The organism is Paenibacillus andongensis (assembly GCF_025369935.1).
In the GTDB taxonomy this organism is placed as follows: domain Bacteria; phylum Bacillota; class Bacilli; order Paenibacillales; family NBRC-103111; genus Paenibacillus_E; species Paenibacillus_E andongensis.
In genome coordinates this window covers 5,033,006-5,046,775 of sequence record NZ_CP104467.1, presented here as the reverse complement: position 1 = coordinate 5,046,775, position 13,770 = coordinate 5,033,006, and the positions used below count along the sequence as shown (strand labels likewise).

9 protein-coding genes are annotated in these 13,770 nt (G+C 44.5%); 7 read left to right on the top strand and 2 right to left on the bottom strand.

The annotated features are described in order from the left end of the window. Positions 1-75: 75 nt before the first annotated feature. Positions 76-1,653: a HEAT repeat domain-containing protein gene (locus tag NYR53_RS22960; protein WP_261301470.1), complete on the bottom strand. Its 1,578-nt coding sequence runs from the start codon at positions 1,651-1,653 to the stop codon at positions 76-78. A 142-nt stretch (positions 1,654-1,795) separates the two neighbouring features. On the opposite strand from NYR53_RS22960, the gene NYR53_RS22955 reads away from it, so the two are divergent. After that, positions 1,796-2,668, top strand: a complete 873-nt coding sequence (locus NYR53_RS22955) for an AraC family transcriptional regulator (protein WP_261301469.1) — start codon at positions 1,796-1,798, stop codon at positions 2,666-2,668. 642 nt (positions 2,669-3,310) lie between these two features. Here the strand turns inward: NYR53_RS22955 and NYR53_RS22950 are convergent. After that, positions 3,311-4,192: a LysR family transcriptional regulator gene (locus NYR53_RS22950; protein ID WP_261301468.1), complete on the bottom strand. Its 882-nt coding sequence runs from the start codon at positions 4,190-4,192 to the stop codon at positions 3,311-3,313. A gap of 142 nt (positions 4,193-4,334) precedes the next feature. Here NYR53_RS22950 and NYR53_RS22945 point away from each other — a divergent pair, with 142 nt between their 5' ends. The 6 genes from NYR53_RS22945 (at position 4,335) to hutU (ending at position 13,769) form a co-directional block, all read left to right on the top strand. Then, the gene (locus NYR53_RS22945) at positions 4,335-5,552 is read left to right on the top strand and encodes an MFS transporter (protein ID WP_261301467.1); all 1,218 of its coding nucleotides are present in this window, start codon (positions 4,335-4,337) and stop codon (positions 5,550-5,552) included. A 1,084-nt stretch (positions 5,553-6,636) separates the two neighbouring features. After that, positions 6,637-7,968 carry an MFS transporter gene (locus NYR53_RS22940; protein ID WP_261301466.1) on the top strand — a complete coding sequence of 444 codons (1,332 nt, stop codon included), beginning with the start codon at positions 6,637-6,639 and terminating at the stop codon, positions 7,966-7,968. 99 nt (positions 7,969-8,067) lie between these two features. Then, positions 8,068-9,627 carry a histidine ammonia-lyase gene (gene hutH, locus NYR53_RS22935; RefSeq protein ID WP_261301465.1) on the top strand — a complete coding sequence of 520 codons (1,560 nt, stop codon included), beginning with the start codon at positions 8,068-8,070 and terminating at the stop codon, positions 9,625-9,627. A gap of 78 nt (positions 9,628-9,705) precedes the next feature. Further along, on the top strand, positions 9,706-10,899 hold the full coding sequence (locus NYR53_RS22930) for a helix-turn-helix domain-containing protein (RefSeq protein ID WP_261301464.1): 1,194 nt from the start codon (positions 9,706-9,708) through the stop codon (positions 10,897-10,899). Between the two features lie 206 nt (positions 10,900-11,105). Then, positions 11,106-12,074, top strand: coding sequence for an agmatinase family protein (locus NYR53_RS22925; protein ID WP_261301463.1), 969 nt, complete (start codon positions 11,106-11,108; stop codon positions 12,072-12,074). A gap of 30 nt (positions 12,075-12,104) precedes the next feature. After that, positions 12,105-13,769, top strand: coding sequence for a urocanate hydratase (gene hutU / locus NYR53_RS22920; RefSeq protein WP_261301462.1), 1,665 nt, complete (start codon positions 12,105-12,107; stop codon positions 13,767-13,769). Position 13,770: the final 1 nt, after the last annotated feature.

Below are 13,770 nucleotides of genomic sequence, written 5' to 3'. Positions count from 1 at the left end.
TTATCAAAAGAATAGCAGGAATTGAATGTATCCATCCGACATTTCGTGCACAATTTTGTAGGTTCTTGGAGTACCCTAAAAGGTACTGACTTTACTTGTATCCGGACACCAGCGGGAAGTGCGGTAATATCGAATCAAGATATCAACGGCTTCGTCCGTTCGCAGATGGGTGAGTGTTTCCGCCGCATAAGCTCTAACGTAGCGGTCTTTGCTGTAAAGTGCTTGCTCCAAGGAGCGGACAGCTTCTTTCACATCACCAACATTGCCGGTGCGCAGTAGTGAAAGTGCCGCCGTATATGCAACCTTATTGGTAATGTACGGCTGATCACCTACATACGACTTTTTCGAATCCGTATGATTCGATTCTGAAGCATCGTCAGTTTCACAAAGTACAGAATCCTTCAATACTTTTGCTAATGCCGATACAACCTCTTCACCAGCGTTCTTGAGCATGCCTAATGATTCAACCGCATTCCGGCGAACCCATTCGCTCTGATCCTGTAAGCTTGAGATCAGTGAGGGCACTACTTCACCTTCGGAGGATCCTATCATCCCGAGTACGAAAATCGCCAATGCCCTGCGCTTCTCATCCTCATGCTTCAAAACACCGAGGAGCTCGGGGATCGCCTCAATGCCAGCTCCTTGCAATCCGTATGCGGCTCGTTCCGCTGTCAGGTTCGACCCCTCCGTTATTTGCTTGATCAGCATTTCGATCCCTTGAGTTCCAAGGTGTCCAAGGGCATAGGCTGCATTCAAAGCAGTCGCTTCCACTGGATCGTTCAATAGAAGCGCTAGCGAGGGAGCGCAAGAAGCCGCTTCAGCTCCGATGTATCCCAATTCATCTGCCGCCTGCCCGCGATGGGCTGCATGCTCGGATTCAAGCTCTTGCCGTAATGCCAACAATCGTTCCGTGTTCTTTGGTGCGCCAACCAGCTTAGCCGAAGATTCTCCGCGGAGCCAATCCCATACGTCTTGCCATAAATTCATATGGATGGCGGGTGTTCCTTCCGGCACAATCATCTCTTTGTTTTGATGATTCCAACTCGGAAACTCCGGTGCGCTCAATCTAAGAAATTGGAACTTAAGCATATAACGATCTAGTTCTGACACATTAAGCGAAGCTTTATGCCACAAGTCAAAATGCACAAGTACCATCGTACCTGCCTTGCCTGTGGGCAGGATTGTCTCACCTTGGTCGCCGAGAAATTTCTCGTAGTATTGAGTGCCTGGCATGATCGCAGTAGGCCCTAAATCTTCGGTAATATCGTGCGTGTAATAGAAAATCATCGCCCACCACGGTCGATGACTGCGCATGGAAGACCAATAGCCGTCTTTGTGCCATTTTCCGCCACCCGGCGTCTGATTTCCTGGTTGGTTGTAATGACAGTGGCGATGCGGGTGCATGTAATAGTCTGAACCAAGTACGCTGCTTAAGGCTCCCTTGACGATCGGCGTATCGAACAACTGCTGAATGTCAGGGACACGGGGCAAAATGTTGTTGCCAGGGTTGCCTTCATTATGCATAACGTGATTGATCTGGTTCATGATGCTCACATGAAGTTGATGAGGCATGTCGTTCTGAAGTACCAGATATCCTTTGGTAATAAATTGCATCATTTGCTCATCTGTCAACAAATATTTGCTATCTAACATGTTAAATCCTCCTTAGAATTCTTCGTCTTCACTTATAAACATTACAGTATTCGGTTTAATTTGTATTTGCAAAATCGTCAATTATTTGTACAATCGTCATATCAATTACATTTTATTTTTGCGAATAAGGTGGTGACCGTGGATGGGTTTCGCCGATTTACATCCGTATGTGTACTTTGCAACCAGGTACCCATTCTCCAAAGGACAGGTTAGCAACAATCGGATCTGTTATGCCTCATCCCTATATTTGATCAGCGAGGGAAGAGGGGTCATTCATACTAATGGTCGCTCTTATGAAACGCTAGTTGGCTCTCTCGTGTACATACCAGCAGGGCAGCCCCACCATTGGGTTGCCGACAGCCAGGACCCGATGGTCCACGTTTGTTGTTATTTTGATTGGTCCTACATAGATCGTCGGGAAGAGTTCACCCACCCGAGCATGATCTGCTATGATGCAGCCACCCTTATTCCTGGTCTGATTGGACCTGCATTTCCATATTCTTTACCCGAACATGTGAAAGTGGAGAAGCTGCGGTTGTGGATGGATTTGTTCGAAAAGTTTTATACCGAAAATCACTATACAAACGAGCGGACTTACGTTCGCAGCCTAAAGGTCCAGAGCTGCTTTCAGCAGTTTATCGAATTTTTTCTAACTTTTGCCCTAAAAGAAGAGCATATCCCCAATCTCCGCATGTCTAAATTGCTCGAGCGATTGGATCAGGATCTCGTACAAGGCGATCTGCAGCCTTTGGAAAACTATTACAAAGAGCTGCGCATAAGTCGTGGTTACTTCTTTGATTTGTTCAAAGATGCAACCGGATTGCCGCCTACCCAGTATGTCATCCAATTCAGGATCAATCGGGCGAAGGACGATCTTCTCTTTACGAATCTGAGCATCACCGAGATCGCAGACAAGCACGGATTTTCGTCTTTGCATTATTTTTCCAAGCTATTCCGCAAGTTAACCGGCCTATCACCACGGGAGTACCGAGAAGAGAACAGAGAAGGTCTGTGATGAAAGAAGACGAAAGAAGCACCAGAAGGGCAGCATTTGAAGCGTAAAATGGAGCGAAAGACGTAACAAAAGCCGGTTAGGAGTCAAGCGACTCATAACCGGCTTTTGCCGTTTCAAAGACTACGAAAATTATTATTGATATATATGCATAATGCGGCAATAGCTATTTAGCTTTTGATTTTTTTGAGAATAGTTTTTTTATTGAAATTTTTTTGTTCGTATGTTGGCTCTTTTTGGCGTTCTTGTTGAAAATGCAGGAAAAGGTTGGTTACCCATTTGGCTAATAAAGCGACACCAAGAAATAGTAGGAAGATGTAAAAATAGTTCATTCCTTTGTATAAACGGAATAATCCGAATGTTACCAACGCAGGTTTACAGGCAGAAGAGGAATTAACTAAGAAATATATAGCTATTAATGGAATAATAAATATGCCTAGAATAAACCAAAATTCGCAAGTGTTAATATTTGAATTTGAATATTTAACCAATAATCGACGGATGTACTTGAAACTTTTTCGTGGTATCTTCTAATTTGTTCCAATTGATTGTTTGGTCAGTACCCAAATCTATCTCCCCCTTTCGTTAATGTTTACCTATTTTGTCCAGATATATAACACTTTATTAGAAACGTTGATCACGAATTTAATTCAGACTAAAATGCGCGGTCACTTTTTGAATAAAGGCTTTAGCCGCTTGACCAAGAAACCGATCAGACCGGTAGATGACCCCAATATTTCGGTAAGGCGCACTTTTGGCGATGTGAATGCATCTCAGATCTGGTTCATTGATGGATTGGATTAAGGGAAGTGGGAGGACGCTCGCCCCAATGTTTGCCCTTATTAAATGAATAATGGAAGTAGGTGAGGTGGTTTCCATCAACGTGGTTAATTCAAACCCGTACTCACGAAAAAAATCGTCTACGAGATCTCTGCCAATCATCCCTTTGGGAGGCATGACGGTTTCAACATGGCGCAGCTCGTCGATATCAATCGAATGCCTGCTGGCCAAGGCGTGGTTCTCGGAAACCGCTAGCACATATTCTTCACGGCACACAGGAATTCGTACCAATCGGTCATCCGGTTGAGGCATGATTCCAATGCCAATATCGACTTCATTTGCGAGAACTTGTTCAACAATTTCAACAGAAGATACGATTCTGAGCTTAATTTTAGGAAATTGGTGGTAAAAATCTATTAACATTTTTGATATTCTGTAATCCAAATCCGAGGGTAAGACACCTACGATTAATGTGCCTCTCTGCAAATTATGAAGTTCACTGATAAATTCGTTGACGTTTTTCAAACTTCGCAGAACAACACGGCTTTGCTCAAGGAGAATGGAGCCTGCCTCAGTGATCGCGATTTTTTTGCCAATCCGATCGAACAAAGGAATGTTTAATTCATCTTCAAGCGCGCGGATTTGTTGGCTTAATGCAGGCTGTGATATTCCTATTTTTACGGCAGCTCTAGTGAAGTGCAATTCCTCACATACGGCGATAAAATATTCTAATTGACGAAATTCCAATAAGTTCACCTCAAAATATCATAAGTGTTACTTATGATTATAATAGGAATGATAATATTGATCAATTGTTCGGTTTCTCTTACACTTGTGTAATTGAGCTGTGCTCAATGAGTACAAAATGAAATGTAAGGGGAAATACCATATGAAAGTAAGATTTGGATATTTAGTATGTGCATTGTTTCTAGCTTCCATTAATTTACGGCCGGCCATTTCATCGATTGCTCCCTTATTGGAAACGATGCGGAAAGATCTTGGCATAAACGGGGCTTTGGCCAGCCTTCTTACCTCGATTCCGGTATTATGCATGGGTTTATTTTCGCCTACTGCAATTAAGATAAGTAATCGGTGGGGGTTGGAAAAGACGCTGACTTGGTCTCTACTGCTCATAGGTGTAGGCACCATTCTTCGTTTTTTCGCGGCTTCCTCGCTGCTGCTTTTGCTTACCGCTTTTCTGGCGGGGATAGGTATTGCGATAGCTGGACCCTTGCTATCTGGGTTTATTAAACGATATTTCGCTGACCGAGCGTCTTCTTTAGTCGGCATATATTCCTCAGCAATGGTAATTGGAGCAGCCCTCAGTTCAGGATTATCCGTTCCCATTCAGCATCTTTTGCGTGATTCGTGGCGCGCATCCCTAGCAACTTGGGCTATATTCGCCATAGCTGCACTTCCAGTGTGGTGGCGGTTGGCTGCACATGCAGCACGATTGAATTCGAATTCAACAGCTTCAAAGAATACGTCAGTAGGGGTTAAGCTCCCATGGAGTAATAAGAAAGCGTGGATCATAACGCTGCTCTTTGGCTTAATGGCCGTCATTTTTTATTCAATAACAGCCTGGCTGGCTCCAGCGTTTGAAAGCATGGGGTACGATAAAGCATTTGCCGGGGGAATGCTAACCTTGTTTACGTTTATTCAAATACCGGTCAGTTTCGTGCTGCCGATCCTGATTGCGCGCTTTCCAAAACGGATGTACTGGTTATTGGGCTGCGCTATTTTACAGCTTACAGGGTTGCTTATTTTCATGATGAACGGTAATCCTTGGTACTGTGCGATCCTACTCGGCATTGGTGCAGGCGGACTGTTCCCGATTGTTTTGATGCTGCCGCTTGAAGAAACGGGTGATGCAGAAACCGCAAGTGCTTGGGCGGCGATGAACCAGTCTGGTGGGTATGTAATAGGCTCTTTTGGACCGATCTTCGTTGGTTGGGTACATGATGCTACAGGGAGCTTCGTTCCCGCATTTGGCGGACTGGTCATAGTCGTCGTGTTTATGATGCTCTTACATCTCATCGTTGGTAACAAAAAAGAGCAGTCAAGCTTGGAGTTTCCTAGTCAAGCGGCGACTTCGTCATCTCGATGAGATATGGGGATGATGTGAGGGGGAATAAGGGAATTGTTGTACTGCGTGCAACAATTTCCTTGATTTCTTTTGGATATGCTTAGAATGTTGTATGTTACACAACAATTTATCCTTTTTTTTATGCGATTTAACGTAAAATGGCCGAGATTGTTGTATTTTTTACAACATTATCGTGAAAAACGTTGATTAGCATGCGTAATGTTGTACAAAATACAACAACACGGATAAGCAAAAGGATATTTATATCATTTACATCAACCGTCCATTCCGTGTCGATTCTCCCGTATAGCCGCTCCTTCTGCCAAGTAGCCAAATATGTAAGGTTCACCCGCCTGTGAACCTATTCTTGATGATCTACCTGCCCTCGCATCAAACTTTTAACTATACCCTCCAATAACGGAGCACGTCCATACCATGGCCCAACAATCACCTGGCATCACCAGATATTGGCGGAACGAGAAGCCTCTATTTCCCGCTCTCTGGCTTCTCAGACTCTGTAGGTAAGCTTCGGCTCGCAGAATTCTCGCTGTAAGCGCGATTTCGCGCTTATTTTTTTGTGAAATTGGGTATGCTGAATGAATTATGCGGCTCCAACTCATTTCTATATCTTGTAAGCTGATCTTCTTTGCAGCAATATTGTGCTAGTGATCCGAATTATTATCTAGAGCACAATCCATAATGAGCGACTATAATTTTATTTACTGCAGCGTATTTCAAAGGAATATCGGTAATTTGAAAACGCTTTAAATCGCTTTGAAAGAAAGAAAAAGCAATGGGATGTATTAATATATTCGTCACGCTCATTCATGATTAGAGCAATCTTGTTCTAAACTGGAAAGCAAAATCGTGCTAGTGTTTGGCAATATTGTTTAGTTCCATCCATCCGTTTTGAAGGTATTCTAATGTTAATAAACTTAACATAAAAATTCAAGTTGATGAAGAAATTCATTTCTTGTTAAGTTAATTGACATTAAGGAGGGGCGCTTTGACTCTTAACCTGATAAAATTGCGGGGAAAGACGTATCATTTATTCATGTTAATACATTTTAAAAAAAGCGATTTTTCATAAATAGGGGGTTATTCAATGTCTGTACAACTGTCCATGAAACCTTATAAGATTGATGACGCTCCACTCAATAAGTTTCATCTGAAAATTACTGCACTTACGTTTGGATCTAATTTTTCTGATGGATATGCTCTTGGTATTATAGGTATGGCTCTGACTTTGATTGGACCTCAAATGAACCTTAGTCCGATTTGGAGCGGATTAATAGGAAGTTCAGCATTGATCGGACTCTTTTTCGGCAGTTTACTTCTCGGTGGATTATCCGACCGTATAGGTAGACAGAAAATCTTCCTTGCTAACTTCGTAGTCATTGCTCTAGCATCGTTTTTGCAGTTTTTCGTTCAAGATCCTACGATTCTTTTCATCTTGCGTATTTTGATTGGTTTTGCTTTAGGTGGAGATTATGCGATTGGATCGACTTTGCTTGCTGAGTTTGCACCTAGAAAACATCGCGGTTTTTTACTTTCTTTCTTGAATGTCATGTGGACTGTCGGATATGTTGTATCCAACATTGTCGGTTATTATCTGCTAAAGACAGGCCCAGATTCATGGAGGTGGATGCTTGCGAGCGCAGCCATTCCAGCGGTAATCGTTCTGCTTCTTCGGATTGGAACACCCGAATCACCAAGATGGCTGATTAGCATGGGACGTGTAGAGGAAGCGAGAGAAATCGTGAAGAAGCACATCGGTCCCGATGCGGAAATTGAAGAACCCGTTTTGGGTGATACCAAAAAAATATACGGCTTTCAGGATCTTTTCAAAAAACAGCTTTGGAAGCGTACAGCATTTGGCGGTCTCTTCTATGTATGTCAAGTGATTCCTTACTTCGCCATTTACACGTTCCTGCCGGATATTTTAGCTAAAATGGGATTTGAAGAAACGTTCCTTATGGACACCATTCTGAATTTATTCCTGCTTGTTGGTTCGATTGCAGGTCTGTGGGCTACAGAGAAATATTCACGTAGAAGCTTTACGATTAGCACGTTTATCATCCTTACAGTCTCTTTGCTTGCGCTTACGCTTTTACCAGCAGGTTCACATATCGTGGCCATTTCGATCTTTTGTTTGTTTACCTTTGTCATGTCAGCCGCCTCCAATCTTACCTTAGTCTATCCAGCCGAGCTATTTCCCACTGAAATCAGGGGATCTGGTGTTGGTGTTGTGACCGCAATAAGCCGAATCGGTTCGGCCATCGGAACTTTTATTTTGCCGGTAAGTGTTAGCTCTATGGGGTTGACCCCATCTATGATTGGTATGAGCGCAGTTCTGCTAATCGGAACAATCGTTTCTATTGCCTGGGCACCGGAGACGAAATCACTTGCTCTGGATGATGCCATCCATTATCATTAATCAAACTTTGACAAGAGATGTCTTCTGACATCTCTTGTATGCATATTTAACCGACAACTATTGCATAGTAGGTATTGTTTTAAAAGGAGATGTTTTTTCATGAAAATTGGTGCTGCTCCCATTCATCCTAAAGATATAAATAAAGTGATTCTTGGCGATCATCCGATATCTGTTTCCGAATTTGTCGCAGTGGCCCGCTATGGGGCAAAAGTGTCATTTTCACAAAGCTACTGCGATCGCGTCAAGCAATCCAGACAGCTTATAGAGAAATTTTTAAGCGAAAACCGCATCATTTATGGCGTAACGACGGGCTTCGGGAGCAATGTGACAGAGATCATCTCAACCGAAGATGCTGAAACCCTGCAGCGCAACATTGTTAGATCGCATGCCGTTTCCGTAGGGGAGCCTCTGGAGAAAGAAGTTGTAAGAGCTATTCAACTGATGATTCTCATCCATTTGGGTCATGGTTATTCTGGGGTTCGTTTGGAATTGTTAGAGCTTGTGGCATCGCTATTGAATGAAGGAATCACTCCGTTTGCTCCAGGTGATGGATCGGTCGGTTATCTTTCTCCGGAAGCTCATATGGCGTTAGTGCTAATTGGTGAGGGTAAAGCATGGTACAACGAAGAACTCATCTCTGGCAGTGAAGCGCTTGAAAGAGCAGGATTAAAGCCTACCACTTTAAGCTGCAAAGAAGGACTGGCACTGACCAGCGGGACGTCCTCCGTTACTGCAATGGCCATTCTAACCTTATATAATGCCATTCAAGCGACAAAAACCGCGGATATTGCTGGCGCAATGTCACTTGAAGCTCTAAAAGGAACGATTCACGCCTTTGATCCAAGACTCCATTCCTTAAAAAAACATGAGGAACAGGCTAAGACAGCCCAAAATATGATCCGAATCCTTAAAGGCAGTGAAATTGCCGAAACTTATAAAAACTATCGCTTGCAGGATGCGTTAAGCTTGCGATGCATCCCTCAAGTACATGGAGCTTCCAAAAAAAATCTGAAGGATGCAGCCTTCACCATTCATAATGAGCTCAACTCTGTAAGCGATAATCCTGTTATTTATCCCGAAGACAATGATGGGATTGCCCTCATGGGAGGTAATTTTGACGGTACCTATGTCGGCATCCAGGCGGATATCATGTGTATAGCTATGGCTAATCTGGCAAAAATAGCAGAGAGAAGAATTGACCGATTAGTGAATTATCACCTGAGTGAGCTGCCTAGTTTTTTAGTGAAAAATCCAGGACTAAACAGCGGATATATGATCCCGCAATATACAGCCGTAGGACTGCTGGGAGAGATTAGGATTCTTTCTCATCCAGCCTCCGTAGATAATGTTCCCACTTGCGCCAATCAAGAGGATGTTGTCAGTTTCGCCTATAATGCCTCAAGGAAAGCTTATCAAATTTCGAAGAAATTAACATATATGTTGGCGATTGAATTGATGACAGCCGTACAAGCTCTTGATTTTCATCGTCCGTTGAATCCTTCTCCGGTTATTGCGGAAGTATATCAACTGATACGATCGAAAGTGCCTGCGGTGGAGGAAGATCGCTTTCTCTATCCGGACATGTTGACGATCTATCAGCAAATTCATGAGGGCGACATCGTAAAGGTTGTTGAAGACATGATAGGTGAGATAGAATAAAATAACATGGAAGCAGTTTTCTCTGAAGGTTAGGGGCAAAACGGCTTCCTTTTTTAAGATAGGGGAGATGATTAGACAATGAAATTGGATACGGCCCAAGCCGCCTTTTCGCAACTTCTCATTTCCGGGACGTTAATCCATGAAGCGGATTTTGAAGAAATGCGTGAGCGGCTTGGCATCGAACCGCGGCCCCAAATCGTTATTGTTTTGTCCATAGACCGTTATACTGATTTGGCTTTGGACAAGTCGTTGCAATGGAGTATTGAAATTGGGCAGGTACTGGTGGAAGCCATTTTTGAGAGTATCACCTTGCCCTTCCTGTGGGTATGGGTGGGAGAAGGTGTGTTAGCCGTATTATTGGAACTCCAATCCATTCAGCCCATAGAACCGACCTATAAGCAAGTTACGTATGGCATGGTTCGGAAAATTCAAAACTTCGTAGATACGAAGGGTTTTTCTGTGTCAGCCGGAATTGGCACCTACTATGAAGATCCTTACAAGCTTCATCTTTCCTACAGCGAAGCCAAAGAATCATTAATCGACCGTTTCTTTCAAGGAAACCGGATGATTTTTCAATATGAGGGACAAAGAAGCATTCAGGAAGAACGTGCTAAGCCGGTGACCCACGAAGAGAAAATCGAATTGCTGTCACGTGTCCGGATCGGTGATGAAGAAGGCTCGATTTCGTATTTGGTCGAGTTACTAGAAAGCCTTTCCCGATCATATAAGCATAATATTGATCTATTCAAGTCGGAAGCCTATGATTTAGTCCTCTCTTTGTCAAGAATGGTTGTTGACTTAGGTGGTAATGCTTCTGAAATTTTATCTGAGAATGCGAGAATGCTTCAAGACTTGTACAGTACCATTCGATATGACAAATTTGTTAAAAAGCTGTGCGCATACTGGAGGAAGCTAGCCAAGCAAGTATCGGACGATCATGCCTTAGAGGTATCTCCCATTGTCCGATCCGCCATTGTTTATATCAGAGAGCATCATCAAGACAAAATGTTATTGAAAGAAATTGCCCAGCATTGTTACTTGAGTACCCATTATTTTGCCCATGTATTCAAAAAAGAAGCGGGTGTAAGCTTTGTCGACTTTCTAAATAAGGTTCGTATTGAGAAGGCCGTTTATTTGTTAGAGAAAACGGATTTGACCATGCAAGAGATTGCCGCGCGGGTCGGTTTTCAGGATGCGAACTATTTTGCTAGGAAATTTAAAATGATTATGGGGTGCAGCCCGACGGACTATCGGTCATCAGCCCAGTGCTAGTGTTATAGGTATAGCTTATTTAAGCCAATCCGCTCAGGGGTTGGCTTTTAAGCGTTTTCATCAAAATGGTCACTTTCAAGTTAAACCGTAATATCGTGCTATCTTTCCGCAAATTCGGCTAGATTCAGATGCCGTTTTTTTAAGTATGATGTAAACATAGAAACAAACCAAACATTGTTTCATCAACCTACAGGAGGGAAGCAGCTTTGAGACAAATTGAATTGCTGAATCCGCCAGAATTCGTACGAAAGTCCAATTGGCGGGATCGATTCGAGACCAAAGTATCCCAGTGGCTGACCCCTTGGGAAGGCGAGGAAGAAGTCCAATTCGGTTTTATCGGCATTCCGCTTTCTAAGACGTCCATCAGCATTTCAGGCGCTTCGATGACACCGAATGCCTTGCGGGAATTATTTGCAAATGTCACGACGTACAGTATCGACCATGGTGTCGATTTGCAAGAATTGCTGGCACGCGATCTTGGTGATATTCAGATGCATGTAACGGATCTGCTGCGCTGTCATGCCAATATCGAACAAGGGCTGAAGAACATTTACGCAGCCATGCCTCATTTGTTCCCGATTATTGCTGGCGGCGATCATTCCATTACTTGCCCCTCAGTAAAAGCGTTTAAGCACCATGTCGGCGGAAAGGTGGGTATCGTTCAGCTGGACTCCCACATGGATGTCCGGAATCTGGAGGACGGAGGTCCTTCCAACGGAACGCCAATCCGCGGGTTGATCGAATCGGGTACAGTGGAAGGCCGCCATATTGCGCAAATCGGACTCCACAGCTTTGCCAATTCAAGAGCGTATCATGAATATGCTATGGCGCAAGGAATTACCCAATACACGGCGCGTCAGGTAGCCAAAGAAGGAATCGAAGCTTTGGTGGAAAAGGCGCTTGAAGTTGCTGGTGACGGGACAGATGCTATTTATGTAACCGTTGACATGGATGTACTGGATCAAGCTTATGCGCCTGGTGTACCGGCGCTCGTTCCAGCAGGAATGACCTCATGGCAGTTGTTGGAAGCTGTATTCTTATTAGGACAGCATCCTAAGGTACGAGGCTTTGATATTGTTTGTGTAGATCCCATGCAAGATCCCCGCAGAGCGACAGTCAGGACAGCCATGCATGTCATCTTGACTTTCTTGACGGGTTATATGAAAAGAAACTGATTCAAACACAACATAGAGGAGTGACTATTCATGGAACAAACAATGAAACGTACGATTCGAGCAGCACACGGAACGAAGCTAACGGCAAAAGGCTGGCAGCAGGAAGCAGTCCTGCGCATGTTGATGAACAATCTGGACCCTGACGTAGCGGAGCGTCCGGAAGATCTCGTCGTTTACGGCGGAATCGGCAAGGCTGCACGGAACTGGGAGTCATATGACAAGATCGTAGAATGTTTAACGAACCTTGAAGCGGATGAAACACTTCTTGTACAATCCGGGAAACCGGTTGGCGTATTCAGAACGCATTCACATGCGCCGCGGGTTCTCATCTCCAACTCGATGATTGTCCCGGCTTATGCCAACTGGGAGACGTTCCATGAGCTCGATAAACAGGGTCTTATGATGTACGGCCAAATGACGGCTGGCAGCTGGATTTATATCGGAACGCAAGGCATTTTGCAAGGAACGTATGAGACTTTCGCTGAGGCAGCTAGGCAGCATTCGGGAGGCACTTTAAGAGGTACACTGACATTAACGGCTGGACTTGGCGGTATGGGCGGCGCTCAACCTCTCGCTGTAACGATGAACGATGGCGTCGTCATCGGTGTAGACGTAGATCCGACTCGTATTCAACGAAGAATCGACACTCGTTATTGCGACGTCATGGTTTACGATCTGGATGAGGCGTTGAAGCTTGCGAACGAAGCGAAAGCTGAGGGGAAAGCGCTAGCTATTGGACTAGTAGGAAACGCTGCAGAGGTGTTCGCGGAGTTTGTGAAACGCGGAATTGTGCCTGATTTCGTAACCGATCAAACTTCGGCTCATGATCCGCTTAACGGCTATGTGCCGGTCGGTTATTCTTTGGAAGCAGCGGCTGACTTGCGTAAAAACGATCCAGCGCAGTATGTGAAGCTATCCAAAAAATCGATGGCTGCGCATGTTCAGGCGATGCTTGATCTTCAAAAACTTGGTTCAACCGTATTTGATTATGGCAACAACATCCGTCAAGTGGCTCTTGATGAAGGGGTTAAGGATGCCTTTAATTTCCCTGGATTTGTTCCGGCTTATATTCGCCCGCTCTTCTGCGAAGGGAAAGGACCATTCCGCTGGGCGGCATTGTCCGGTGATCCAGAGGATATCTATAAAACGGATGAACTTGCATTGAAACTGTTCCCAGAAAATGCGCATCTGCGTAAATGGATCGAATTGGCCAGAGAAAAAGTCGCATTCCAAGGTTTGCCAGCTCGTATTTGCTGGTTGGGTTATGGGGAACGGGCCAAGATGGGGCTGGCGATTAACGAGATGGTACGCAACGGAGAATTATCTGCGCCAATCGTTATCGGACGTGATCACCTGGATTGCGGTTCCGTGGCTTCGCCTAACCGTGAAACCGAGTCCATGAAGGACGGCAGCGATGTTGTCGGCGACTGGGCAATATTGAACGCGCTTGTGAATACGGCATCCGGTGCGAGCTGGGTTTCCGTCCATCATGGCGGCGGCGTAGGCATGGGTTACTCCCTGCACGCAGGTATGGTTGTCGTTGCGGACGGTTCCAAAGAAGCGGACGAAAGATTAGAACGCGTCTTGAACACGGACCCTGGAATGGGCGTCATTCGTCACGCTGACGCCGGTTATGACATTGCCATTCAAACGGCGAAGGAACGCGGCGTTCGCGTACCGATGATGGGTATTTAAT